Annotated in this window: 23 protein-coding genes; 5 read left to right on the top strand and 18 right to left on the bottom strand. The window is 39.5% G+C overall.

All coding sequences use genetic code 11. The features are described from left to right. Positions 1-219: 219 nt before the first annotated feature. The 3 genes from U1E44_RS09205 to U1E44_RS09195 are packed head-to-tail and all read right to left on the bottom strand — an operon-like array spanning position 220 to position 3,341. The gene (locus U1E44_RS09205; protein WP_322930783.1) at positions 220-1,302 is read right to left on the bottom strand and encodes an AMP-binding protein; all 1,083 of its coding nucleotides are present in this window, start codon (positions 1,300-1,302) and stop codon (positions 220-222) included. 12 nt (positions 1,303-1,314) lie between these two features. Next, on the bottom strand, positions 1,315-2,298 hold the full coding sequence (locus U1E44_RS09200; RefSeq protein ID WP_322930782.1) for a CPBP family intramembrane glutamic endopeptidase: 984 nt from the start codon (positions 2,296-2,298) through the stop codon (positions 1,315-1,317). Next, complete coding sequence (locus tag U1E44_RS09195) at positions 2,298-3,341, bottom strand: o-succinylbenzoate synthase (protein WP_322930781.1); 1,044 nt, start codon at positions 3,339-3,341, stop codon at positions 2,298-2,300. Before U1E44_RS09195 ends, U1E44_RS09200 begins: the two co-directional genes overlap by 1 nt. A gap of 47 nt (positions 3,342-3,388) precedes the next feature. On the opposite strand from U1E44_RS09195, the gene U1E44_RS09190 reads away from it, so the two are divergent. Then, positions 3,389-4,183: an SDR family oxidoreductase gene (locus U1E44_RS09190; protein WP_322930780.1), complete on the top strand. Its 795-nt coding sequence runs from the start codon at positions 3,389-3,391 to the stop codon at positions 4,181-4,183. Between the two features lie 10 nt (positions 4,184-4,193). On the opposite strand, the gene U1E44_RS09185 is transcribed toward U1E44_RS09190, so the two are convergent. The 11 genes from U1E44_RS09185 to U1E44_RS09135 form a co-directional block, all read right to left on the bottom strand. Continuing rightward, entirely contained in the window at positions 4,194-4,874 is a 681-nt protein-coding gene (locus tag U1E44_RS09185; RefSeq protein ID WP_322930779.1) for a metal-dependent hydrolase, read from the bottom strand. Positions 4,875-4,965: 91 nt separating this feature from the next. Beyond that, positions 4,966-6,927: a histidine kinase dimerization/phosphoacceptor domain -containing protein gene (locus tag U1E44_RS09180; RefSeq protein WP_322930778.1), complete on the bottom strand. Its 1,962-nt coding sequence runs from the start codon at positions 6,925-6,927 to the stop codon at positions 4,966-4,968. A gap of 513 nt (positions 6,928-7,440) precedes the next feature. Next, positions 7,441-8,196 (bottom strand): LytR/AlgR family response regulator transcription factor, encoded by a 756-nt coding sequence (locus U1E44_RS09175; RefSeq protein ID WP_322930777.1) that lies wholly within the window; start codon positions 8,194-8,196, stop codon positions 7,441-7,443. A 34-nt stretch (positions 8,197-8,230) separates the two neighbouring features. Beyond that, a complete protein-coding gene (gene menA, locus U1E44_RS09170) occupies positions 8,231-9,139 on the bottom strand; it encodes a 1,4-dihydroxy-2-naphthoate octaprenyltransferase (protein WP_322930776.1) in 909 nt (302 codons plus the stop codon). Positions 9,140-9,141: 2 nt separating this feature from the next. Further along, positions 9,142-9,741 (bottom strand): hypothetical protein, encoded by a 600-nt coding sequence (locus U1E44_RS09165; protein ID WP_322930775.1) that lies wholly within the window; start codon positions 9,739-9,741, stop codon positions 9,142-9,144. A gap of 175 nt (positions 9,742-9,916) precedes the next feature. Next, on the bottom strand, positions 9,917-10,750 hold the full coding sequence (locus U1E44_RS09160) for a CvfB family protein (protein WP_322930774.1): 834 nt from the start codon (positions 10,748-10,750) through the stop codon (positions 9,917-9,919). Positions 10,751-10,829: 79 nt separating this feature from the next. After that, the gene (locus U1E44_RS09155) at positions 10,830-11,171 is read right to left on the bottom strand and encodes a DUF2853 family protein (RefSeq protein ID WP_322930773.1); all 342 of its coding nucleotides are present in this window, start codon (positions 11,169-11,171) and stop codon (positions 10,830-10,832) included. A 30-nt stretch (positions 11,172-11,201) separates the two neighbouring features. Beyond that, positions 11,202-12,956, bottom strand: a complete 1,755-nt coding sequence (menD, locus tag U1E44_RS09150) for a 2-succinyl-5-enolpyruvyl-6-hydroxy-3-cyclohexene-1-carboxylic-acid synthase (RefSeq protein WP_322930772.1) — start codon at positions 12,954-12,956, stop codon at positions 11,202-11,204. Between the two features lie 251 nt (positions 12,957-13,207). After that, on the bottom strand, positions 13,208-13,639 hold the full coding sequence (locus U1E44_RS09145) for a PH domain-containing protein (RefSeq protein ID WP_322930771.1): 432 nt from the start codon (positions 13,637-13,639) through the stop codon (positions 13,208-13,210). A 104-nt stretch (positions 13,640-13,743) separates the two neighbouring features. Then, positions 13,744-14,829, bottom strand: a complete 1,086-nt coding sequence (locus tag U1E44_RS09140; protein ID WP_322930770.1) for a chorismate-binding protein — start codon at positions 14,827-14,829, stop codon at positions 13,744-13,746. Then, positions 14,810-15,232, bottom strand: coding sequence for a PaaI family thioesterase (locus U1E44_RS09135; protein ID WP_322930769.1), 423 nt, complete (start codon positions 15,230-15,232; stop codon positions 14,810-14,812). The genes U1E44_RS09140 and U1E44_RS09135 overlap by 20 nt, the downstream gene beginning before the upstream one ends. An 89-nt stretch (positions 15,233-15,321) precedes the next feature. On the opposite strand from U1E44_RS09135, the gene U1E44_RS09130 reads away from it, so the two are divergent. Further along, positions 15,322-15,882, top strand: coding sequence for a GNAT family N-acetyltransferase (locus U1E44_RS09130; protein WP_322930768.1), 561 nt, complete (start codon positions 15,322-15,324; stop codon positions 15,880-15,882). A 20-nt stretch (positions 15,883-15,902) separates the two neighbouring features. Here the strand turns inward: U1E44_RS09130 and U1E44_RS09125 are convergent, their stop codons facing one another. Further along, on the bottom strand, positions 15,903-16,838 hold the full coding sequence (locus U1E44_RS09125) for a hypothetical protein (RefSeq protein WP_322930767.1): 936 nt from the start codon (positions 16,836-16,838) through the stop codon (positions 15,903-15,905). 253 nt (positions 16,839-17,091) lie between these two features. Continuing rightward, entirely contained in the window at positions 17,092-18,999 is a 1,908-nt protein-coding gene (gene dnaK, locus U1E44_RS09120; protein ID WP_322930766.1) for a molecular chaperone DnaK, read from the bottom strand. A 198-nt stretch (positions 19,000-19,197) separates the two neighbouring features. Between dnaK and U1E44_RS09115 the strand changes: the two genes are divergently transcribed. The 3 genes from U1E44_RS09115 (at position 19,198) to U1E44_RS09105 (ending at position 24,911) form a co-directional block, all read left to right on the top strand. Then, positions 19,198-20,622 carry an L-serine ammonia-lyase gene (locus U1E44_RS09115; protein ID WP_322930765.1) on the top strand — a complete coding sequence of 475 codons (1,425 nt, stop codon included), beginning with the start codon at positions 19,198-19,200 and terminating at the stop codon, positions 20,620-20,622. Between the two features lie 123 nt (positions 20,623-20,745). Further along, a complete protein-coding gene (locus U1E44_RS09110; protein WP_322930764.1) occupies positions 20,746-22,476 on the top strand; it encodes a glycoside hydrolase family 13 protein in 1,731 nt (576 codons plus the stop codon). A 215-nt stretch (positions 22,477-22,691) separates the two neighbouring features. Next, positions 22,692-24,911, top strand: a complete 2,220-nt coding sequence (locus tag U1E44_RS09105; protein ID WP_322930763.1) for an NADP-dependent isocitrate dehydrogenase — start codon at positions 22,692-22,694, stop codon at positions 24,909-24,911. 118 nt (positions 24,912-25,029) lie between these two features. On the opposite strand, the gene U1E44_RS09100 is transcribed toward U1E44_RS09105, so the two are convergent. Both U1E44_RS09100 and U1E44_RS09095 read right to left on the bottom strand, forming a co-directional pair. Next, positions 25,030-25,647 (bottom strand): bifunctional 4-hydroxy-2-oxoglutarate aldolase/2-dehydro-3-deoxy-phosphogluconate aldolase, encoded by a 618-nt coding sequence (locus tag U1E44_RS09100; RefSeq protein ID WP_322930762.1) that lies wholly within the window; start codon positions 25,645-25,647, stop codon positions 25,030-25,032. Further along, positions 25,644-26,651 (bottom strand): sugar kinase, encoded by a 1,008-nt coding sequence (locus tag U1E44_RS09095; protein ID WP_322930761.1) that lies wholly within the window; start codon positions 26,649-26,651, stop codon positions 25,644-25,646. Before U1E44_RS09095 ends, U1E44_RS09100 begins: the two co-directional genes overlap by 4 nt. Between the last annotated feature and the right edge of the window lie 161 nt (positions 26,652-26,812).

The following is a 26,812-nucleotide window of genomic DNA, read 5'->3' as shown; positions in this document are numbered from 1 at the left end:
ACTGTATTCAGCGCTCCTTTGGAGCGGCCGAAACTACCATGGCAGTTTCGGGTGAGGTAAAATAATGAATTTCAGTTTTACCTTCAGGTCAAAATAAAACTACCGAAACCTGCCATGAATACCTTGATAAAATCCGTAAGGTATTTGTCGAATAGGTACCTCTAGGGCTTGCCTCGGAGATATTCCGTTTTAAGAAATTCGGTAGTACCGCTTAGGCTTTCATTTCATTTTAGTATGGAACAAAGTATCTAGCGTTGCTTTTCGATTTAATTTACCATTACTGCCCAGTGCAAATTTGGGGACACAATACACCTCTTTTGGAATTTCAAATTTCTCTAGCGATTTTAAGGCGTTTAATTTAGACAATAAAGCTTTATCGGCTTCACCTTCGATAATTACGATTAATTTTTGACCTAAAACGGTATCCGGAATTCCTGCCACGAAAAAGGGAACGGGAATCACTACTTCCAGTTTTTTCTCAATAGCCTCCGGATGTAGTTTAATTCCACCCGAATTAAGTATGGTATCGTACCTACCCAACCACTCAAATTGGTTCTCAGAGATCAGGCGTACCACGTCATTTGTTACTACCGCTTGGTTTGTTATTTCGGGGGCATGTACCACAAGACATTCGCGGGCATCTGTGGCAACGGTGACATTAGGAAGTACCGTAAAGCATGTTTCTTTTGCTCCTTTTTCAATTTTTTTTAGGGCAATGTGCGAGATGGTTTCCGTCATCCCAAAGGTTTCATACACTACCGAATTTACTTGTTCAAGATCTCTTCGTAATGGAAGTGATATGGGAGCTCCCCCGACAATTAAAATCTTTACTAAATGTAATTTCTGAAGCGAATTTTGCGCCTGTAAAGGAACCATAGCCACAAAATCATATTTTTTGGTGGCAACATCCAAAGGACTTGAAGACGGTGCCACATAGTCTAAATTCCATCCCAAGGTCATGGCCCGTACAAACATCATTTTTCCGGCAATATAATCGGCAGAAAGACAAAGTAGTGCGTTGGTAGTATACCCTAAGTCAAAAAAAGCTCCGGTAGCTAATGCCGAATTTACCATCTGTTGCTTTTTTAAGATGATCTTTTTAGGTGTCCCCGTAGATCCGGAAGTACGAACAGATAGCGTGTCTTTTTCAGTAAGCCAATCTAGTAAAAAATCGCCCATACCATTTTCGAAGGGCTCTCCTTCTTTTATAAGACTATAGGCCACTTCTCTAAGTTCTTCCTTGGATAGCGAAAACCCGTTTAACTTAAAATAAGGGTGTATGTTCTTATAGGTTGTCTCCATAGTGTTTCTGATTTACATTGTGTTTTTATGTTGTACTTCGGTTAAATGCAGCTCGCCGTGCGCATTAAATTCATTTTTAGCAAGAATCTTTGCCGTAAGACGTTCTCGCCATTGATTCCATTTGTATTTTTTTGAGAAAAGATAAAGTAAGATAGGATAAATAATTAAAACCGGAATAAAAACATCCCAACCCAATTTAGGTTCGGAAACATCCCGATAGAGCGAATGGGTCTGAAAGGCTGTCCAATCGGCAGTAACTAAAAGGGCTGTAAATAGATTATTAGCTGCGTGGAAGCCCAAAGCCAACTCAAGTCCATCATCCATAAGGGTGATCACTCCTAAAAATAATCCGGTTCCGATATAAAATACCATAATGCCATAGCCCAATTTCCCTACTTCCGGATTAGCGATATGCAACAGGCCAAATACAAGCGAGGTAATCACCAAAGGCATCCATTTGTTTTTAGCCCAAAGACCTATTCCTTGCATGAGATAACCTCGAAACAAATATTCTTCAAAACTGGTTTGTAAGGGTATAAAAAGAATTCCAATGACTACTAAAATAAAAAAAGGAATAGGTTCAAAATTAAAAACATAATCTTCTGGTGCCAGATAAATGCCAATCGCGGTTAGGGCTATAGAAACCATCCCCCATAGCGCAAAGGCGAAAAAAATACGTTTCCAATCTATTTTTTTTCGGGATGTGGTTAGCGCAAGAAAGGGTTGTTTATGAACGAATTTTATGGCTATTAGTAAAAATACCAGTCCTATGACGAATGACAACAACATAAAGAACAAAAACAAATTGCTTCCTAACGTTTGCGCCATAAGGCCTAAATCGCCCGAAGCTAGCACTGCCAATGAATCCGATTTCAAGACTACGGCAGCGATAAGGGGTAATCCACCGAAAACTTGCCATCCTACAAAAATTAAGATGATGCTTACCACATAACGCCAACTGTCGGTAAGGCCTTTATACACTTGCTCTATATACATTAATCTAAAATTAAATTTATGTTCCAATCTTTAGTAGTATCATACAGCAACGCTCCCTGAGTAACAGTGAGGGGACTTTCCACATTATTGACGTACAATGCCCCTGTTCCTAGTCCTTGAGGCAACGTATTGTTAAGGGTATAGGTCCACTGGGCTATGGCATTAAGCCCCACATTACTTTCTAAGGCGCTGGTAACCCACCATCCTATATTATATTTTTCGGCTAGCGCAATCCATTCGTTGCTTCCTCTAAAACCGCCAATTAAGCTCGGTTTTAAAATGACATAATGCGGCTTAATTTCTTGCAATAAGGCTTCCTTCTCGGCTGGGTCGTAAACTCCAATGAGTTCTTCATCCAATGCAATAGGTATTGGCGATTCCTTGCACAACCTAGCCATTGCGCCCCATTGTCCTTGTTTTATGGGTTGCTCTATAGAATGAATATCTAAATGTGCCAAACGTTGTAGTTTTTCCAACGCATCATGGGTTGAAAACCCTCCATTGGCATCTACCCGTAATTCTATCTGGTAGCGACTGTAACGGGCACGTGCAGCAGTTAATAGTTCTATTTCAGAATTAAAATCGATAGCTCCAATTTTTAGTTTGATACAATTAAAACCTTCCACTACCTTTTGCGCGAGCTGCGCTTGCATAAAGCCAAGGTCGCCCATCCACACTAAGCCATTTATAGGAATAGAGGCACCACGATGAACAAAGTCAGAATCAAAAAGTACAAAAGAATCCTGAGATTTTAGCGACATGAACGCTTGTTCTAACCCAAATTGAATACTGGGATACAAGCGCAACTTATGCCATAGATCATCAAATTCTTTATGGATGTTATGACACACCCATTTCAGTCGGTCTTCATAATCTGGTACATCGTCTGTACTTAATCCTCGCAAAAGACCGCATTCTCCAATTCCAAACCTACCATTTTCCTCTAATATAAAGAACCATGTTTCCTTAGAATTCAAAATGCCCCGCGAGGTGCCACTGGGTCTTTTAAAATGTAACTTATATTTTTTGTAGCGTAACTTCATAGTACTATGTCAAAAATAGCTATATTTTACATCTAAAAAGGGAAGTAATGACAAGAATTGATGGAAAAACGGTATGGATTACCGGCGCCTCATCGGGTATAGGGGAAGCTTTAACATACAAACTGAACCGTAAGGGTTGCCAATTAATTATTTCTTCCCGGAATGAAAAAGAACTCCTAAGAGTAAAACACCGTTGTTTACATCCGGATTTGGTATTTGTATTACCCCTAGATTTAGCTGCATTTGATGCCATGGAAGCAAAGGCAAATGTGGCCATTGCTGCCTTTGGTAAAATTGACATCTTGGTAAACAATGGTGGTATGAGCCAACGGTCGCTTATTAAAGACGCAAGTTTTGAAGTATTTAAAAAACTTATAGACGTTAATTATTTAGGCACCATTGGTTTAACTAAGGCACTGCTACCTTATTTTTTGAAACAGAAATCGGGTCATATAGTCACTATTACTAGTCTCATGGGTAAATTTGGAACACCTTACCGTTCCGGGTATTGCGGGGCAAAGCATGCGTTACATGGTTTTTTTGATGTATTGCGTATGGAACACGAAAAAGACGGTCTTAAGGTGACGCTCATTTGTCCGGGTTTTGTAAAGACTAAGGTGGCCATGAATGCGCTCTCGGCCGATGGCACTCCACAATTGATAGATGATGGTGCTACAGCCAACGGGCTACCCGTGGATGATTTTACACAAAAAATGATTGGCGCCATGGAGCGCGAAAAGTTTGAGGTGTATATTGGTAAAAAGGAAGTTATGGGCATCTATTTAAAGCGATTTTTTCCCAAACTCTTGCACAAAATTGTCCTGAAAAGCAAGGTGGTGTAAATGCCTTTTGCTACAATTCTAAAACGGCACCAATATCTAAAAGATGCAATTGCTTTCCGGCTGCTGCAAAGGTTTTTGTTGCGACTTCATGATCTATTTCAATATAGCCAAAAGTGTCGTAATGGCAGCCCAAAACCGTTTTGCAAGACACAAAATCGGAAGCTAGGAGCGCATCTTTTATCCCCATTGTAAAATTATCGCCAATGGGTAAAATCGCCAAATCTAATTGTGTGGTTATGGGTATCAGTTTCATATCCATAGTTAGGGCGGTATCACCGGCAATATAGATTTCTTTACCGTCTGCCGAAAGTATAAAACCTCCGGGTTGCCCGCCATAGGAGCCATCCGGAAATGAGGAGGTATGTACAGCATTTACGTACTTTAAACTTCCGAAGGAGAATTTCCAAGCACCCCCATGGTTCATAGGGTGTCCTTGCAACCCTTTCTGTTGATAATGCGTCACAATTTCGTAATTGCTGATGATGATGGCTCCACTCTTTTTTGCAATGACTTCCACATCTAAAGTATGATCCTGATGGGCATGGGTAACCAAAATGAAATCTGGATGTAGATCTGCAAGATCTATTTTACCGTCGTTTTTCGGATTTCCAGAGATAAAAGGGTCTACCAATAAAGAATGATCCGCAGTTTCAATTAAAAAAGCAGCGTGACCTAAGTATTTTATTTTCATCGATATAGGAATTTAGAAGAACGTATACCTACATTAGAATCTTAGCGTGCTGAGTTCTTTTGTTTTTACGTTGCTATTTTGTGTATCAAATTTATTTAAAATTGAACCAAAAACGAACACCTTCAGCTGTTTTATCGATATTTAGATTCGATTGTAATTGATTTACAAGTCTGTTCATTAATCGGATGCCCATTGAGGCATTCGCCCGATCGTCTGTATCGGCGGGTAAACCAATACCATTATCGGTATATTCAAAAAATCCTTGTTCGCCATTTTTGCGGATATGGATGTAAATTTTGCCGTTTTCGTCGCCCTCGGGGAACGCATATTTAAAAGAGTTGGAAACCAGCTCATTAAGCACCAAACCAAACGGAATAGCCCTATCAATATCGAGCTCCACCCCTTCTGCATCTATGGTTATATTGATGTTATGTCCCCCCTTTTTGTACACCGATTGGATACTATTAATTAAACTTTCAATATAGCTCTGCATTTCTATGACCGAAAGATCATCGTTTTGATATAACTTCTGATGGATTAATGCCATGGCTTTTACCCTGCTCTTACCTTCCTCCAATGCTTCTATAGCCGCTTTACTTTTAGTGTTTTTGGTTTGAAGGCTTAGCAAACTAGATACCATTTGCAAATTGTTCTTTACGCGATGGTGTATTTCTTTAAGCAAAGAATCTTTTTCTACGAGCGAATTTTCAATAATATGCTTTTGTTCGGCAATAAGACGTTGGGTTTTTATACTGCGCAAATAGGCGTAGAACATTCCCGCAAAACCTAAAAGCGTAAAAACCAAGGAAATGAAAACAAAATTAATGCGCTCATCCTTGGCTTGCATTTCGTTTCTAGATCGTTCTAGAGCCTCTTTTTGTTCATCGATCATGGTTCTCGTATTGGCCAAGTCTTGCCCAAACACAGCGGCCAACTGCTGCTTTTTTATAGCGGTATCATTATTGCTAAGCGAATCGCGTATTAAAGCATTTCGTTTTAAATATACCGTGGCATTTTGATAATCTTCCGTTTTATCAAAATAGGTTGCCAATAATCTATTTTTTCGCAGGACATTCTGAATTTTTACCGGTTTACTGTTTTCTGATAAATAGGATTGCGCCATCTCGTAATTTTCGAGCTGTAAATAACATTCTGCCAAATCCAGTTGGTAATCTATTAATTCCGAGGAAAAGACCCCTGTATTATATTCTTTAATTGCCGCACTGCCTTGTTCTAAATAGGGTATAGCCTCATCAAACTGCCTAAGCGCTACATAACATCGTCCAATATTGCCTTCTATGATGCCTCGAAGAAGATGGCTGTTGTTGATATCCAATTCCGTTTTTACAATCGCCAAATTATTAAGATATACATCTATATAGCCTTTAGCTTCCTTAAATTTGGTTAAGGCAACCGAAGTAGATTTGTCTAACCGCAGATAATTGCCAATAGTATTGTGGTATTTTGCCAAACTGTAATAATCGTCTTCCTTCACGGTTTTTTTCATTTCCATGATATAATCTTCCATGGCTTTTCGGTGAAGTCCTAGTTGGGAATAAATATCATAAAAGGCAATGTTTTCGGTGAATCCTAATTCCTTTTTTTCTCTACGTATTTCCAACTCCTTATCAAAAAGCTGCAATTGCGCGTACGCGTTATCCATAAGATCGAGAAGCCTTTTCTTAAATTCAAGTTCCAGTTGCTTGCCCTCCTTATACAGTTCATTGGCAATAGCAATACTTTTATCATAATCGCCCAGATCATAATAAATTTGCGATTGGATGAGTTTGTAATATTGAGTTTCTAAAACTGCACCCTTTTTTTGCGCTTGATTGCGATATTCCGTAGTAGCATCTAACCAGTCATAAGCCGAATTTTCGCTGTAGCGATTGGGCGTGTTAAAAAATAAAGAAAAACGTTCTTCTGCACTTTGCGAGATCCTATACTCCTGTATAAGTTGTTCGTACGACAGGCTGTCTTGTGCCAAAGTAAAACTTAGCGTGCTCAAGATGAGAAAGCCATATTGTACTACCTGGTGCAGAACTCTTTTCACACAACTAAATTTAAGTGCAACATTTCCTTCTTTGCGTTTGCTACCATTATGCAAGCGTTTAATGGTATTCTTGGTGTTAGCATCTCTTTTAGTTTTTGCTATTCATAGCTTCCTTTGTGCCGTATGTTGCCTTTAGAGCTAAAAACGGATATCATTTAAAAACGCTATCCAATTGCAATATCTTCCTCTTTTTTTCACTATTCGGAATGCGCATCATACCAATTAAAATAAAAAGGCTGTACAACAATGCACAGCCTTTATTTAAAGATTAAACATGTAAAAGGTAAGATTTGGGATCTCATAAACTTTGCATCAAAAATAAAGTTTCCCATCGTTACCTCCTTAAAAATGTTGTGTAACGTCCTTTTTATGTGGTGAAAATAAGGTAATCTCCTTTTCTAAGATTTAAGACCTAAAAAGCAGATTTTATATAAAAGAGTTCGCCACTACCGAAAGTGTAAGATTACTATTAGAGAAGAATCGAAATTCTGCCAAAAACCACTAAAAAAGTGATTATGAATTCATGGCAGAAATGATAAAATCTTTGAATTCTTTGGATATAGGGATAAGGGTATTATTTACCATAATATCCTTAGAATTGATGGCATCGATATGATCTACATTTACAATGTACGATTTGTGCGCCCTGTAAAATTTATTGGAAGGAAGTTTTTCTAAATAATCCTTGAGTGGTGACCGAACCAAAAATTTCTTGTCCTTGGTGTTTACTTCCAAATACACATTGTCTGCCTTTATGAATTGAATGTCCTCAAATTGAATGCGGTAGTAAAGATTCTGCTTTTTAACAAAAATAGAATCCTTTAGAATGGAGTTCGACATAAGTCGCTCTGTAGTATCATTCTCCCGTTCGGTACCATCCGATTTTTCTAAATAATTAAAATTAGATAGTGCAATTTCTATAGAAGTGTATAGGTCCTGTTGCTCAAAAGGTTTTACTAAATATCCGTTGGGTTTTACTGTTTTGGCGTTTTCTACGGTAGCTCTATCGGAGTTTGACGTAACAAAAATAAAAGGAATGTTATATTTTTCGCGAATATGTTTACCCAAATCAATTCCGGTTTTGCTGGAGGCCAGAATAATATCTATGAGCACTAGATCTACCTCTTTGGTTTTTAGCACTTCCTCGGCTTGTTCATAAACAATGACATTGTCTACTATTTCATAACCGATTTCTTCCAGCATGGATTGCATGTCATCCGCAATGATTACATTGTCTTCTACGATAAGGATTCTTATGGGCTGTTCCAAAGTACGTTAGGCTTAGATGGTTATGCCTTCAAAATTACAAAAAATTATTAAAACTTATGTAAAACAACAGCGACAAGAGAAAAGTACTTAATGCCAATTTTTTTAGTTCGGGATCCAATGCCGAAAGATTGCGATTATACATAACGCGTCTGAGATGTAAAAAAATGGGAATAAAGGCTATGAGTGGCAGTAGGTGACTATAATTCTCCTTAGAATACAGCACAAAAAATAGAAAACACACAAAAGCACCAATTAAAAGAAAGCTATGGTATTTTGTGGCCGCAGCATACCCCATTTTAACCACCAAGGTGTTTTTATGGGTTATTTTGTCCGATTCGTGATCTCGCAGGTTATTTAGATTGAGAACTGCAGCACTCAAAAGTCCGATGCCTGTTGCAGGTAACACGGCAGAAAATGTAAGGTTTTGAGTGTACAAAAACAGCGTTCCAAGAACGGCCACCCATCCAAAGAAAACAAACACAAATACATCGCCCAATCCTTTGTACCCATAAGCGGCATCGCCCACGGTATAGGTTACTGCTGCCCATACACTTAACACTCCTAAAAACCCAAATAGTGCGATGTATAGCAAATTTTGAGACCCAAAAGCAGTGTAAATTAAAACAAAAGCCAATACTAAACTTAGTGCGATACTTGAGGCAATTCCCCATTTGAGCTCTATTCGAGATAAAGCGCCACTTTGAAATGCTCTTTTAGGCCCAATTCTATGTTCATTATCGGTACCCTTAATACCATCGCCATAATCGTTGGCGAAATTGGAGGTAATTTGAAAACCGACGGTAGTTAGTAATGCTAGAAAAAAAAGGATGTTATTTTCATAACCCCAAAAATTAGCCATAGCGGTTCCGGTAATTATCCCTGAAAGAGAAAGTGGTAAGGTGCGTAAACGAGCTGCACTAATCCAAGCCTTGAATTTTGTCAAAATTAATAGGGATCCTCTATTTTAATTCGTTTTCCATCTTTATAGGAGGCTACGAAAGCATCATCAAACCCCATTTTTACTAATTGATAACGAAATGATTGTGCTTCAGATAGGGTTTGAAAATTTCCCAGTGAATAAGAGTAAAACGGATTAGTTTTTACAAATAATGTATTGTTGAGTGCTTCTGCGGAAAGGGTTAAGTTATTGTCTACAAACGATTTTATCTGGACAGAGTAAATCGTTTCTTTTTCCAAAAAGTTCTTGGCCAAATAAAATTCTTTTACCAAACTCAATTCTTCATTTTGCTTTTTAAGATTGTCGATACGTCCTTTAATTGCTTCTAAGCTATCTATAGAAACCAACAAATTATCGTGCTTATCAAAACTAGAAGATCGACTTAAACCTGCTGTAAATGAAATAATAGCGAGTGTTCCAATCAAGAATAACCCAGTTACCCCAGCAAGTATATTGCGCTGCACTTTACTGCGTTTTAACTCTTTATTTTTGAATTTTATCTGATCTAAAAGCCGTTCATTAATAATTTGAGCTTTATCAATATCCTTATGCAATTCCAGCAAATCACTTTCTTCAATAAATGGCATATATGTGTTTTTAGGAAGTTTTTACAGTTAAAGTTAAAAAAAAGGTACTAATGTGCAACCTAACCTGCTACAAAACGCAAAAGTAGCAGATATAAAGCGATTTAAAAAACAAAAACGGAGTTTTTGATGTTTATTTGGTTGATTTACATCGTATTGAAGGTCTCTAGGCAATGTTTTACTTGATCAGATAAATTCCGTCTTCTTTAATTTCAATTTTCCGTTCTTTATACAAACTGCCTATTCCTTTTTTAAATACCTTTTTACTCATCTGAAAAATTTCTCTTATGGCCTCGGGATCCGATTTATCATGTACATTGAGATATCCATTTGAAGCAAGCAGTTTCTCATAAATAATTTGTGCGGCAGGCTCTAGACTTTTAACCCCCAAAGGCTGTAAAGAGATATCGATTTTATGATCTGGTCTTACGGTCTTTACATACGCCTTCATTTTATCGCCAACGGCTATCTTTTTATACACTTCGTTGGCGTAGATCAGGCCTTTGTGCTTGTTATTAACGATAACTTCCCACCCTAAATCCGTTGCTCTGGTTACCAGAATATGCACTTCATCTAAGGCCTTGAGTGTTACATTTTCATTGCTTAAAAATTTGTCTAATTTATTAGATCCTACCAGTCTGTTCGTCTTCTCATCTACATAACAATGCACTACATACCATTGGTTTTCAATCATTTTGGATCTTTGTTCTCGAAAAGGAACTAAAAGATGCTTTTCTAACCCCCAATCTAAAAAAGCCCCAAAATCATTCACTTCTTCTACTCGTAACAGGTGAAAATCATCGGCGGTAATATAAGGGGTTAATGTCGTTGCCACCGGGCGCTCATCGTGGTCTAAATAGCAGAACACCCTAATTTTATCCCCTATTTCAAAGATTTCCGGCACATATTTATTGGGCAATAAGATGTCATTATTTTCATCGTCGCCCAAAAAAAGACCCACACTCGTATCTCGGAGTATTTCTAACTCATTGTATTTTCCTAATGCAATCATAGCACAAAAGTACATTTAAAAAAACCGCAAAAAAAAAGCCGTTCTAAAAAAGATCGGCTTAAAGAGTTAGAACCCAAAATTAATTGTACACAGATTCCTTTTTAAAATGTTTTACCAAAAAGTAATACACTATGGCTCTGTACTTGTTTTTCTCTGAAGTTCCATACTGAGTTATGACGGCATGTATGGCTTCGTCTAACTGCGGTCCATCGCTTAAACCCAACTTTTTAATTAAAAAATTGTTTTTTACGGTTGCCAGTTCCTTGTCATCACTGCCGGACACTTTGGAAGAATCCGCATTGTAAATAGAAGGCCCTAGACCAATGGTTACTTTGGTCAATAAATCTAAATCCGCTTTTTCTCCAAATTTACTTTGGATTTCCGAAGCATACTTCTCGATAAGTTCATCTCTTTTACTCATAATGAAAGGTTTTCTTTAAAGTTATGTGGTCTAAGATATAAAATCAAAATAACCGAGCAAAATTTTATTATTTATTAATCGAGGTGTATGTATTTCGAGCAACTTAGGTTGCCCAGATTCCGTGTAAAACACATCTAATATGGAGGATAATTCTGTGCTATTATCTGCACGGTAATAGGCTATTTTATGCATAGCGCAAAGCTGAGAGGCGTCAAGGGTGTGCGTTGTTTCAAAAAAGGTTTCAAAACGCGCGGTGTCTTCTTTTCCTGGTAGAATACGAAAGATACCGCCGCCTTGATTATTAATGAGTATAATTCTAAAATCTGATCGTATATACCTGTTCCATAAACCATTGCTATCGTAGAAAAAACTTAGATCACCTGTAATGAATAGGGTTGGCGTTTTAGCATACCAAGCACTGCCAATAGCCGTTGATGTACTTCCGTCTATACCACTGGTACCTCTGTTGCAATACACTTGAACCGATGGTGCTATGGGAAATAATTGCGAATAGCGCACGGTGGAACTATTGGCCAATTGCAGTTGATATGCATCAGGAATACTTTGCAATACACTATTAAAAACGGACATGTCTGAAAAAGGAATCGTGGCTACATAATGCTTACGTTTTTGCTCATAATCTAGTTTAACCTTGTTCCAATAAGAAAAGTAGGTGGATTCATAGTCCTCCACGCCCTTTAAAAAATCTGAGAGAAATGAATTGATATTTCTTTTAAAATGTTTGGTTAGCGAAAAAAAGGTGTCGTTTGCTCGGTACTCATGCACATGCCAATGTGCTTTGGGTTGATACTGCCTCAAAAAGGCCTTAATTTTTTTTGAAACAATAAGTCCACCAAAAGTGAGCAACACCTCGGGTTGCAGTTTTTTAAATAATTCCTCTTTTTCGGTAGATTTCTCTATGGGAGCTATAATACTGTCTATACTAGGAAAAAAATGAGGGTGGTGCACGTTCGACGTCGTCTCTGTAAACACCAATACAGAAGGATCTCCGCCAAGTTTTTCTAAATAATGTGCTTCTATACTATCGGGATTTAAGGTGCCTATAAGCACCATTTTTTTGGCAGATGTGTTCCAAATAGTCGAAAACTCGGCAAGCGATTCATTCGTTTCTATTGGCTTTTTACAACCAATTTCAATGGATGTATGAACGGTTTTTGTACGCTGTATGTTATATAACGGCTCTTCAAAAGGGATATTGATATGTACGGGTTGCTCTGTATCCCTGAGTACCCGGAAGGCCCTGTTTAATTCTGTATCGTTATACTGCTGTATCGCTGCCTGACATGCTTCTGGCGTTCCGGATGACAATAGTTGGGGTGCGTATGCTTTAATTTTATCGGTGGCATGTATCGCATCTAACTTTAAATGCGTAGCATATCCTATATGCGTATTAAATACTCCATTTTGACGTATGGTTTGTCCATCTCCTATATCAACCATATAAAAGGGCCTGTCCGCAGACAAAATCACTAGGGGAATATCACTATAAAAGGCTTCGGTAACTGCTGGGTAGTAATTTACCACTGCACTACCCGATGTACAAACCAAGGCCACGGGTTTTCGCTGTTGTTGGGCGATTCCCAGCGCAAAAAAAGCAGCACAGCGCTCATCAACAATACTAAAGCAATTAAAATACGGATCTTCGGTAAATGCGATGATCAAAGGAGCGTTGCGCGATCCGGGCGAAATTACAATGTTGGTAAGTGCATTGGCCTTACAATGATCTACAACAGATTGTGCTGCCGGAATAGTTGAATATTTCATAAAGATTTAAAAACTTTTTTCATAGATTACAAACTCAGTTATCCTGCGTAAAAAAATCCCTCCAATACAAAATACACATTGGCGAGATTAATAGTTGATATGTCAATTTTTTAAATTGTGAGGTTTGTACTTTTTTAATTTTGCAAAGTTGGAAGCATCGCCTTATATGGTTGCTTAAATTGCCTCCACTAAAAGCAAAATATAGTGTAATCTATCATCATTGCGATTGCAGTATGTTTTGGGTATTCTTATCATTCCGTAATTTTTATATCTGCATTTAGTTCCAATATTTTCTCAATAAACGATTCGTTTGTTTTTGGACTAATGTAAAGATCGTTGTACCTGTCGTATTTTATAATCAGTCCTTTTCTTGAAGTAGCCGGCCTAAAGCCAACCCAAAGCGTTTTTCCCTTGATAATTTCGGTTATTCGTTCCACCTTAATTTTTCCATTAAAAGGCCCGCTTTTGTATACCAAGCCGTTTTCTTTGGATAATTCATAACCGGTGCCAAAATACAACCAAAGGAGCAGCCCAACAAGTGCCAAAACCGGAATTAGCGCCCAATATTCATCTTTTACCATTTCTCCATTCCAAATCCCTGTAATAGTGATTCCAATCAGAAATGCATTTATTCCGAGCATGATCATTGTGAACAATACGTCCTTTTTACTGTCGAATTTCATTTTACTTACTTATCGTAGGATTGCTTAAACTACCCTATCAACACTGGTTTCAAGGCCTCAAAAATACAACGGAAGCATCGCTTTGCCTTACTTTTTTTCTAAAATTACGCTGGGTTGGCAAGAACTTGCAAAAGCGTTTTACTTTTGGCAACTGTTTCCTCCCATTCTTTTTCGGGTATCGAATCTTTGGTAATGCCACCTCCTACATAGAGTAAGGCTTCCTCATTCTGTAGTTGCAGGCATCTTAGGTTTACATAAAGTGCGGTTTTGTTCCCTTTAGTAGACGGAAAATTAAGCTCTCCTAAAAACCCTGCATAAAATGCCCTATCGTAAGGTTCTTGTTCTAAAATAAAATGTAGTGCCGCTGCTTTGGGTACCCCGCAAATAGCCGGAGTTGGATGCAGTGCTGCTAGTACTTCTTCGATTTTATTCGATTTTAAGTTGCCTTTCAGAATCGTCTGTAAATGCCATAAATTGCCTGCTCTAACAGATTCCAAAGAACCTGCAACCACATCGGTGACTTCAGATTTTAGGCGTTCCAAAATATAGTCTGTAACTAAAGCCTGCTCCTGCAATTCCTTCTGCCCCCAACTCGGTAGTGTACCCATCATATAATTTTTGGTGCCTGCCAATGACATGGTGGTAAACGTATGGCCATTGAGTTTTAGCAAAAGTTCGGGGGTGGCTCCCAGCCAAAGGCCAACCTTTGGATGATACCAAAGGTAACATAAGGCAGAAGGGTATCTACTTGCTATTCGCTGAAACAATAGAAATACATCGCCAGAAAAAGGCTGTGTTATGGTTCTGGCGAGCACTACTTTAGTCAATCCGCCCGAACGAATGTGGTCTATTCCTTTAGCTATTAATTGGAGGTGCTTTTCTTTGGCACGCGGCACAGGTGCTGCTTGGGTTGGCAGCGTTGTGGACGTCTTATTTTGAGCAATAAAATTTGTCTTGGCAACAATATCCGGAGGCAATAGGACAGCCGGGGTTCCGGGTTTAAAGGGCGCAAAAACAAAGCCTATTTCCGTATATTGAGTGGTTTGCACGAGGGTATCGCAGTGCTGACCCATAAAATAGAGTTGATCCTCGTTAGGCTTTCTGTACACTACAAAAGGAAGCTCTTTTTGATGCTGCGCTTTTACGATATCCCAAAACTGAGACCCTTCTTTATTTTTTGGATAAGGCAATGGTAGTAAGTTTACATAACGAAATTAACTGTTCTTGCTCATTGGTAATGCGTATTTCCCACAATTGAGTGGTTCTCCCTTTGTGAACTATGGTAGCCTTGGCATACACAAACCCTTCGCTTATACTTTTCACGTGATTGGCAGAAATTTCTATACCCCTAATCGCAAATTCCTGAGCGTTTAGAAAAATATACGAGGCCGCACTGCCTACACTTTCGGCCAGTGCCACGGTTGCGCCGCCGTGCAGTACTCCATCGGGTTGGTACACTCTTGAGGTCACAGGCATACGCCCCACTAAAAAGTTTTCGCCTACCCCAACATATTCGATATCCAAGGTTTCCATGAGCGTCCCTTTACACGTTTCATTGCATATTTTTAGGATTTTTTCCTTCACATCATCCATAACCGTTATTTTTGGTAAAAATAATCATTACCAACACAAAACCGTTGCTGAAATTCAATTTCATTTCTGTTAAACCGTATGATAAAAACATGCCAATACCCATTCCTACCCTCGAAAATAATAGTGTAAGACTCTCGGAACTGGGGTTAAACAATTACCAAAACCTGCTTTCCGTGGCTTCTGAACCCAAATTGGTACAGTATTCTCCGTCGGATATTGCTACCCCCGTTGCGCTTAAAAATTATGTAGAAACCGCGCTGGAAAACCACAAAAATAATACTGCAATTCCATTTATTATTTTTGATAAGCGGGTAGCGCGCTATGCCGGAAGTACGCGTTTTATGAATATCGACTGGCATCATAAAGTACTCGAAATTGGATCTACTTGGATCGGAACCGACTTTCAGGGTAGTGGTCTTAATAGTGCCGTGAAACAACTTATGCTCCACTATGCTTTTGCGGTTTTAGGGTTTGAAAAAGTGGAATTTAGAATCGATGAGCGTAATATACGCTCACGAAAGGCTGTAGAAAAATTAGGGGCACAGTTAGAAGGTATCTTACGCCAAAATGTGTATTTGCCCGATGGTTTTAAGAGAAATACCTGTTGTTATGGCGTATTGCGAAGCGAATGGGAAAATAGTGTAGCATAGCAACATATGTATACACCTTCTTACTCCGCTTTTTCCGGATTTGGATAATAGCTAATAGTCCGACTGATATAAGTATTATCCGGGGTCACAATTTGTTTAATCCAATTCCCTGCATCGCCATCATCAAACTGGTAGATATACTTTTTCACCACCACCTTGTCTTGCTTTTTAGTGCGCATTTCTATAACATGCCCCAAGGCATCGTACGTATAAGACACCTCTTCTTCGGGCTGAAATTTTTTGGTTTTATCGGCAGCTTTGAATTTTATTTCAGAAATTAGATGACCCTCCTCATTATACACTTGTTCTAAGGCTTTGCTTGGTTCTCCATTGATAAACTCCTTGGTGAGACGCACCTCGTGAAGGCTGTTCGCTTTTCCTTTCTTTTGCGATGTCCGAATGGTTTTTTGTACCACCTCATCTCTCAGGTAAGTCACTGTAGACTCGCCTTTATAAGTGGTATATTCTAGTCGTATTTCGTCTATACCTTCATTATCTGCATGCCGAATTAGGACGAGATTTCCTTGGTCATCAAAATGATATTCGTTCTGCCCTAAAAACTCCTTACTGTACGAAATAATTTGTTCCGAAACCTTTTTTCCAGAAAGGGTGTCTAAGGCATAGATATTGGCGTACGAAGTGGCTCTGTCAAATATGTTATCTCGGTAATTCTCTACTCTTTTTTCAGAAAGTTCTCCGTGCGCGTATTTGTAATAGGTAATATCGTAATCTGCATCATTAAAGCGTGTAACCGCTTTGGTTAAGACCCCTTTTTCGTTGAAATCGTACGTTTCCTTGCCGTAATTTGTACGCACAAGGCACGATTTTACAGCACCCGCCAAATCAAAATCGGCAATCGTAAAAATTCGTGGCGCCTCTTGCGTCCATACCATAGATACCGAACACAGGATCGCTATAAAAGAGGTAAGCGGCAAACATATAGGAATCCTATTCACTCCAAGAAGTTTAAGTTAAAAATTTAATTTCAGGTCGTTTACCGTTTGTAAAAATCGTATGAGCACCATTTTTTGGTTTTTTTTCTCCCGAATCGAGTTCACAAAAAAGGGTCACTTGTACGTGCCCTCTTTGAGAGGCCATCAAAGTTCAAAATTACGTTATATTGCCTCAAAATTGAAATAATTTGGATGTAGAACATCAAAAAGGGCAGAAATTTCTGCCCTTTTTTGGTATCAAAAGATTTCTAAAAGGTTATTTTACCTCTTCAAAATCAACATCTTCAACGTTATCACCTTCTTTGGTTCCTCCAGAAGAAGCCGTATCTGCACCCTCTTGCGGGGCACCCTGTTGGCCTTCGGCCTGAGCCTTATACATTTCTTCAGAAGCCAATTTCCATGCTTCGTTTATTTTGTCTAATGCTACAGTAATGGCAGCCAAATCTTTACTAGCATGAGCCGTTTTTAGTTGTTCTAAAGCCTCTTCAATAGGTTTTTTCTTGTCGGCAGACAATTTTTCACCAAACTCTTTTAATTGTTTTTCTGTTTGAAAAATCATACTGTCTGCCTCATTCAATTTATCTGCGGTTTCCTTTGCTTTTTTATCCGCTTCGGCGTTGGCCTCGGCCTCAGCTTTCATACGTTTAATTTCTTCTTCGGTGAGGCCCGATGATGCTTCTATACGGATGTCTTGCGATTTATTCGTTGCTTTGTCTGTTGCAGATACCTTAATGATTCCGTTGGCATCAATGTCAAAAGTAACCTCTATCTGTGGTGTGCCTCTTTGTGCAGGTGGAATACCGTCTAAGTGGAAGCGACCAATGGTTTTGTTATCTGTTGCCATGGGTCTTTCCCCTTGAAGCACATGAATTTCTACTGAGGGTTGATTGTCTGCCGCTGTGGAAAATACTTGTGATTTTTTAGTCGGAATGGTTGTATTTGCTTCTATTAATTTGGTCATTACCCCACCCATAGTTTCTATACCTAGAGATAGTGGAGTTACATCTAACAACAATACATCTTTTACATCTCCGGTAAGTACACCACCTTGAATTGCGGCTCCTACAGCAACTACTTCATCCGGATTTACACCTTTAGATGGTTTTTTACCGAAAAATTGCTCTACAGCCTCTTGTACGGCCGGAATTCTAGTAGATCCTCCCACTAAAATAATTTCATCAATATCACTTTTGGAAAGTCCCGCAGCTTTCAATGCGTTTTGACAAGGCGCAATCGTGCGCTTTACCAAATCCTCTATTAATTGCTCAAATTTGGCTCGCGTTAAGCTGCGCACCAAATGCTTGGGTCCTGTCGCAGTAGCCGTTACATAAGGCAAGTTAATTTCGGTTTGCGCGGAAGAAGACAATTCTATTTTCGCTTTTTCGGCGGCTTCTCTTAAACGCTGCAATGCCATGGCGTCTTTGCGTAAATCAATACTTTCTTCTTTATTGAACTCATCTGCCAACCAATCGATGATTTTTTGATCTACATCGTCTCCACCCAAATGCGTATCCCCATCGGTAGACAATACTTCAAAAACACCATCCCCTAACTCTAAAATGGAAACATCATGCGTACCACCACCAAAATCGAAAACAACTATTTTTTGATCTTTCTGTTTTTTATCCAATCCGTAAGCCAAGGAGGCTGCCGTAGGTTCGTTTATAATACGCTCTACTGTTAGGCCCGCAATTTCTCCGGCTTCTTTGGTAGCCTGTCGCTGTGCATCGTTAAAGTAGGCAGGTACGGTTATTACGGCACGTGTAACGGTTTGTCCCAAATAATCCTCTGCGGTTTTCTTCATTTTCTGAAGAATCATGGCAGACAATTCTTGCGGAGAGTACAAACGACCGTCAATATCTACACGCGAAGTATCATTATCTCCTTTTACTACTTTATAAGGAACTCTACCTACCTCTTTGGAAGACTCCGAATATTTATTCCCCATAAAACGTTTTATGGAATAAATGGTTTTGTGCGGATTCGTTACGGCTTGTCTTTTGGCCGGATCGCCCACCTTTATTTCGCCACCTTCCACAAACGCAATAACGGAAGGGGTAGTTCTTTTACCTTCTGCATTTGGGATCACCACGGGCTCATTACCTTCCATTACGGAAACACAAGAGTTGGTAGTTCCTAAATCTATACCTATAATCTTACTCATTTTAATGGTTTTATAAAATTGAAATTCTTTTTAATTTTTTCTGTAGATTTCAATGATTGTGCCATGAACTAAAATATGACAAGGTGGCAGTTTCAAAAAAAATAAGCGGCTTCTATCAAAAAAGTAGTTATGGGTGCCATTAGGATACTATACGGAATATTATCCTATATTTATAGGATCGCATAAGGAACTGCAACCATGGAATGTATCAGTGTATTTGATATGCTAAAAATAGGTGTCGGCCCATCTAGTTCTCACACCTTGGGGCCTTGGCGTGCTGCGCTGCAGTGGATCGCAGAATTAAAGGAAGAACAGCTTTTTATGCATGTAACAACCATTGAGGTGCATCTCTTTGGCTCTTTGTCCCTAACAGGAAAGGGACATGCTACCGACTACGCCATTTTGTTGGGGCTAAGCGGGGAAGATCCGGAATATGTTCCTATAGCGAACATACATCGCCTTGTAGCTCACATTAAAAAGACGAAAACCCTCAGCGTAAACAACGAACAAAAATTATTTTTTGACCCCGAGCAGCATATTGTGTTTCAAAAGACCTTTTTGCCTTTTCATGCCAATGGGATTCGTTTTATCGCTACCTTAAATTCCACTAAAAAGGTGGCTTCCACTTATTATTCTATCGGCGGTGGCTTTGTGGTAAAAGAAGAACGAAAACGTGCAAAACGAAATTTGGAGGTATTTTGTAATTTCCCTTTTCCTGTAGAAAATGGCGCACAACTCCTTAATTTTTGCAAGCAAGAGAATAAAAGCATTTCGGAAATTGTTTGGAAAAACGAATGCGCTTTGCGTTCCGAATCCGAAATAGACCAGGGCCTAAAACGTATTTGGGATACCATGTTAGAATGCATGTACACCGGGTGCCATACCGAAGGTAATTTACCGGGAGGTCTTAATGTACGGCGAAGATCATATGATACGCATTTGCAACTAAAAGGCAACATTCCCTATTACACACCACAAGAATGGCTAGAAACCATACGAAAAACCGAGGTAAAATTTCGCGAAATTCTAAAATGGGTCAGTTGTTTTGCCCTTTCTGTAAATGAGGTAAATGCCTCTCTAGGGCGCGTTGTAACCGCACCCACCAACGGAAGTGCCGGGGTTATCCCTGCAGTGCTCATGTATTATTTGGTTATAGAGAATCATAAAGCCAATTTTAACCACATTAAAAAGTTTCTGCTCGTAGCCGGTGAAATAGGCAGTATCTTTAAAAAAGGTGCCACCATTTCTGCCGCTATGGGCGGATGCCAAGCCGAAATTGGGGTTTCTTCTGCCATGGCAGCCGGAGCCCTTACCGAACTTATGGGTGGCACGCCTGCGCAGGCACTCATGGCTGCCGAAATAGCCATGGAACATCATTTGGGACTTACTTGCGATCCTATTGGTGGACTTGTGCAAGTTCCCTGTATAGAAAGAAATTCTATGGGTGCCATTAAAGCCATCAATGCTGCAGAACTGGCTATGGATGCTAATCCTGCTAATGCCAAAGTGTCTTTAGATCATGTGGTACACACCATGTGGGAAACAGCCAAGGACATGAGTACAAAATACAAAGAAACGTCTACCGGAGGGTTGGCTGTTGGAGTATACTTGAGTGATTGTTAAAATGCGTTGACGAGATGTTGCACCTTTAAATTAGAATTTCTATTTTGAAATTATTTTAACGAAATGTGATACTGCCAAGGAAATGGCCTTTTACCTTCTTATGAATAAATTAAAACCAACCACATGAACAAAATCCTAATCGTAATGTTAAGCCTTATCATAGCCGCTTGCACGAATCCAAAGGAAGTTCAAAAAACAACACCCATTCCTGGAGGAAAATGGTGGAAAGAACTTATAATCTACCAAATATACCCTCGTAGTTTCAAAGATTCTGATGGCGATGGTATTGGCGATCTAAAAGGAATTATTTCGCAGTTAGATTATATTTCAAGTTTGGGGGTAACTGCGGTTTGGTTAAACCCCATTTACAGTTCGCCAAATGATGACAATGGGTATGATGTCAGCGATTACAGAAACATCATGCAAGACTTTGGCATTATGGAAGATTTTGATACCATGCTACAAGGTATGCATGAAAGAGGGATAAAGTTAATTATGGACATTGTGGTAAATCACAGTAGTGACGAACACGAATGGTTTCAACAATCCAGAAGCGCACGAGATAACCCCTATCGCAATTATTATCATTGGTGGCCTGCCGAAAAAGGGAAACCCAATTACCGTTACAGTCTTTTTGATGAAAAAGGCGATGCTTGGCAATACGATTCCCTTACCGATGCCTATTACCTCCATTATTTTTCTAAAAAGCAGCCCGATCTGAATTGGGAAAACCCGAAGGTGCGCAAAGAAGTACATGATATTATGAAATTTTGGGCAGAAAAAGGGGTAGACGGTTTTCGATTGGATGCCTTCCAATTTGCCGCTAAAGACACAACCTTCCCAGCGTATCCGGAAGGCTGGGAAAAAGATTTTAATCAGTATTACTCCGTACAAGGGGATTTGCATGACTACTTACGAGAAATGCACAGGGAGGTTTTTAGCAAGTATCCGGTAATGAGTGTAGCCGAAGGTGCAGGAAATAATTTTGAGGATGCTCATAATTTAGTAGATGAAGACCGAGAAGAACTCAATATGGCCTATGCCTTTGAAGGCGTAGACATTGCCAAACCCGAGGGGTACGATATTTTACACTTTAAAGAAGTTTTTTCGCGTTGGGATGCCGAATTTTCTAAAAAAGGCTGGCTGTCTATTTTCCTGTCTAATCACGACCAAGCACGTATGGTAAGCCGCTGGGGAAATGATTCTCCCGAATTTCGGAGTTCCTCGGCCAAAATGCTAAACACCTTTATCTTAAGTATGCGAGGTACGCCCTACTGTTATTACGGTGATGAGTTAGGCATGACCAATATCGGTTTTGAAACCATTGAAGAATACCAAGATATTGCCGCCATTAATGGATATAAAAAAGTTTTGAATTCCGGCGGAGATTTGGAAAAATATATGTCGGATCTCAAATTTTCTTCCCGAGATAATGGCCGAACCCCCATGCAATGGGATGCTTCCGAAAACGCCAATTTTAGCACCGGAACACCATGGATTCCTGTAAACGAAAACTTTAAAACCATTAATGTAGCACGCCAAGATTCCGATCCAAATTCGGTACTCAATCATTTTAGATCCATGGTAGCACTCCGCAAGAATAATCCCGTTTTAATCTATGGCGATTATGCCCTGTTGCAAGCCGAACACCACGACATTTACGCGTATACCAGAACATTAGGGGATTCAAAAATGCTCATTGTCCTTAATTTTACCGATAAAAAATCGCGTATTTCCCTTGCAGAAGCTTCTAATATTCAAACGGTTCTTATGAATAATTATCCCAAACTCACACAAAGCGAATCGGAACTCACGCTACTCCCCTATCTAGGCGTTGTGGTATCTTTAAAATAAGAATCTTTTTTAAAGCCGTCTTGTATCAAGTTATACGTGTTTTCAGAAAAGAATCGTAAAATTAGAAATGCGGGCTTCCTCTTTACGACAAAGTCTCAAAAATGCGTTGTAAAAAAAATATGCTTTTTTTAGGTAACGTCTGGAGATGATTACCTAAGTTTTCGTAGGACGCATAAAATCGTATATTTGCAGCGCTCATTTAAATATAACAACGAATGCCAAAAATTTATTACACCAAAACTGACGAAGCACCCGCTTTAGCCACCCAATCTTTCCTGCCTATTGTTGAGGCGTTCACCAAGAGTTCTGGTATTGCAATTGAAACGAAGGACATTTCACTTGCCGGAAGAATTATAGCTACATTCCCGGAATTTTTAAGCGCCAATCAGCGCGTAGAAGACGATCTTACGCTTTTAGGAAAATTGGCCGTAACTCCGGAAGCCAATATCATAAAATTACCCAATATCAGTGCTTCTATTCCACAATTAAAAGAGGCTATAAAAGAATTGCAGGCCAAGGGCTATGCATTGCCAAATTACCCTGATGAACCTGCGACGGAAGCAGAAAAGGAAATTAAATCGAAATACGACAAAATTAAAGGAAGCGCCGTAAATCCGGTGTTGCGAGAGGGAAATTCGGATCGCCGGGCACCCCGTGCAGTAAAGAATTACGCCAAAAAAAATCCGCATTCCATGGGGGCTTGGTCGTCCAATTCCAAAACCCATGTGGCTACCATGCGCCATGGCGATTTTAGATCCAATGAAAAATCGGTAACCGTTTCGGCGGCAACTCAAGTGCGTATCGTACTAGAAAAAACCGATGGAACATCGGAAGTACTGAAAGAAAAAATAAGTGTACAAGCCGGTGAAATTATCGATGCAACCGTAATGAGCAAAAAGGCATTGATTGCATTTTTAAAGGAGGAAATAGAGGATGCCAAAAAACAAGGGGTGTTGTTCTCACTTCACCTAAAAGCAACCATGATGAAGGTTTCCGATCCTATTATTTTTGGACATGCGGTAGAAGTGTATTTTGAAAGGTTGTTTAAAAATCACAAACTCACTTTTGAAACCTTGGGCGTAAGTCCTAATGATGGGTTAGAAAATTTGTTTACCAAACTTCAAGAATTACCGGAGGTAACGCGCAAGGAAATAGAAAAGGAAATTGAAGACATTATTTCCAATGGTCCGGACTTGGCCATGGTAAACTCGGACAAAGGGATTACGAATCTTCATGTGCCAAGCGATATTATTGTAGATGCTTCCATGCCTGCAATGATTCGCAATTCGGGTCAAATGTGGGATAAATTTGGTGTTTCAAGAGACACAAAGGCTATTCTTCCCGATAGCAGTTACGCTAGCGTATATCAGGCTACCATCGATTTTTGCAAAACTCATGGCGCATTCGATCCAAAAACAATGGGTACGGTACCCAACGTAGGGCTTATGGCTCAGAAAGCGGAAGAATACGGCTCTCATGATAAAACTTTTGAACTGCAAGCTGCCGGAACCGTTAAAGTTGTAGATACCGATACCAACGAGGTGTTGTTAGCACATCCTGTAGCACAAGGCGATATTTGGAGAATGTGTCAGGTAAAGGATGCCGCCATACAAGATTGGATCAAACTTGCCGTTTTAAGAGCAAAAGCAACAGAAACCCCTACCCTGTTTTGGTTGGATGAAAATAGAGCACACGATCGAGAAATTATCAAAAAGGTACAAATGTATCTCCCCTCGTATGATACAAAAGGCCTCGATATACAAATCTTATCGCCATCAGACGCCACGGTATTCACTTTAAAACGATTGAAGGAGGGTCAAGATACCATTTCTGTAACGGGTAATGTCTTACGCGATTATTTAACGGATTTATTTCCCATTCTGGAAGTTGGTACTAGTGCAAAAATGTTGTCCATAGTACCTCTTATGAATGGTGGGGGATTGTTTGAAACCGGCGCAGGAGGCTCTGCCCCAAAACACGTAGAGCAATTTGTAGAAGAGGGGCATTTACGTTGGGATTCCCTTGGTGAATTTCTGGCGTTAGGTGTTTCTTTAGAATTTTATGCTGAAAAAAACAATAATAAAAAGGCTTTAATATTAGCTGATGCGCTTGACAAAGCCACAGAGAAATTTTTAGACAACAATAAATCTCCATCTAGAAAAGTTGGCGAACTTGATGTGAGAGGAAGCCATTTTTACCTTGCCTTATATTGGGCGCAAGGTATTTCAGAACAGGATGAAGATGCCAGCTTAAAATCGCAATTTTCTAGAGTATATCAAGAACTTGCAGAAAAAGAGGCTGTCATTCTTTCAGAAATCGATGCAACGCAAGGACATGCTCAGGATCTTGGTGGCTACTATAGCCCCGACCCCAACCTTCTTAAAAATGCCATGCGTCCTAGCAGCAGTTTTAATGGCATATTAGATCGGATTTAATGAAGACATAATCCTATACTTTTTTTGAAAGCAGCCCTTAAACTACAGGTTTAAGGGTTTTTTTTTAGGTTCAAATGATAAGATAAATGATAATAGACGACAGTCGTAGCTAAATTATTCATTTTTCGGTTGCTACTAATTTCACCAATTTCTCGGCTAGGAATTTAATCTCACTCAAGCTGCCTTTAGTTAAGGCTCCGCCAATACCAATTCCTGCGGCTCCTGCATTAAGCCACTCCGCTGCATTGTGATCGCTAATACCACCAACGGCAAAAAAAGGAACGGTGTCAAAGGGTCCTTTAATCAATTTTAAATAGTTGATACCCATTGTTCCTGCGGGAAAAAGTTTTATGATATCGGCTTTGTAGATTAGGGCTGTCGCAATTTCTGTAGGCGTTAACGCTCCGGTTAAAACGGGAATATTTGCTTGGTGCGCTGCCAAAATAACGTTTAAATTCACGTTCGGGGATACTAAAAATTGAGCCCCGGATTGGATAGCTTCCCGAGCCATATCCTCGTTTATAATGGTTCCGGCACCTATAAGGGCATCCGGCAGACGCTTTCGTGCCTTCGTTATTTCTTCCGCATATTGAGGTGTATTGCTCGTTATTTCCAACACCTTAATTCCGGCGTGAAACAAGGTGTGTAGTATGCCTTCTATTTTGGCACGATCGGATAGCCGAATAATACCGATTAGTTTTGCCTGCGTTATGCGTGTTACAATTGCTGTTCTCATCGTATGACGTGTCCGGATGTATGCCCATCCATTATGGATAAAATTTCGGTTTCACTGCTTGTATGTTGATCTCCTTTTACGGTATGCTTTAATGCAAACGCCGCAGTGGCAAAATCGATTATTTTTTTCGGAGGCCACTTCTTTTCTAATCCATGTAAAAATGCGGCTGCAAAAGCATCTCCGGTACCAAACCGATCTAAAACTGTTACCGAATAAGAAGAAGCTATTTCCCGATTATTTTCGGTTTGGTAAACGGCACTTAGCGTATTATGCGTAGCCGAGGTATGATCTCGTATGGTAAATGCCATATTTTTAACGCCGTAATCGGCTTTAATTTTATCGATGGCTTCCATGGTTTGGTCGGTAGTGTTTGCGACTTTATAGGTGTAACCGTACACGTCTGACAATGCACCCGTATTGGCAAATAATAGATCTGTAGAAGCTAAAATTTGATCGAAAATCTTTCTTGCCTTCACGGTACTTGTCCATAAAGACCTTCTGAAATTAAAATCGAAACTTACGTTTACACCCAGTTTTTTAGCGGTTTCTACCAATAGAATGGTTTCCTCTGCACAACTATTGGAAAGGGCTGGCGTAATGCCGGAAACAAAAACCCAGGATGTATCTTTTAGCAGCGTATCCCAATGAAATTCCCCCATTTTTATGTTGCTGATCGCCGAATGAGCACGATCGTACAGTACGCTCGAAGGCCGTATAGAATGGCCCAACTCAATAAAATAGGTGCCTATACGTTGGCCACCTCTTGCAATGCCCTCTATGCCAATTCCGTACTGGAGTAAGGATTTAATTGCAGCGTTACCTAACGCATTGTTCGGTAGTTTGGTTATAAAATCTACTGTATTTCCCAAGATAGCCAACGAACTGGCTACATTAGATTCTGAGCCCGCATAACCCGCTAAAAATTGATCGGTATCTCCCAATTTTATACTTTTTTCTTGTGGCGTCAACCTCAGCATAATCTCTCCAAATGTAAGAAAACTCATAAAAATTCTTTTTAGGTATCTTTTCGGGTTCACTTTCGCCAATAGTTCAGAAAATAATCCCTTTACAAAATTCGTCTATTTTATTTATTGACTTAGGCATTTAATTACTAATATTTTTGATATAACAAGGTTGTGCCTGCACCATCCTCTGCATTAGGTTG

Source organism: Aurantibrevibacter litoralis (assembly GCF_034651555.1).
Taxonomy (GTDB): Bacteria; Bacteroidota; Bacteroidia; order Flavobacteriales; family Flavobacteriaceae; genus Aurantibrevibacter; species Aurantibrevibacter litoralis.
The sequence above is the reverse complement of the archived record's forward strand: the minus strand, read 5'-3'. Positions and strand labels throughout refer to the sequence as shown.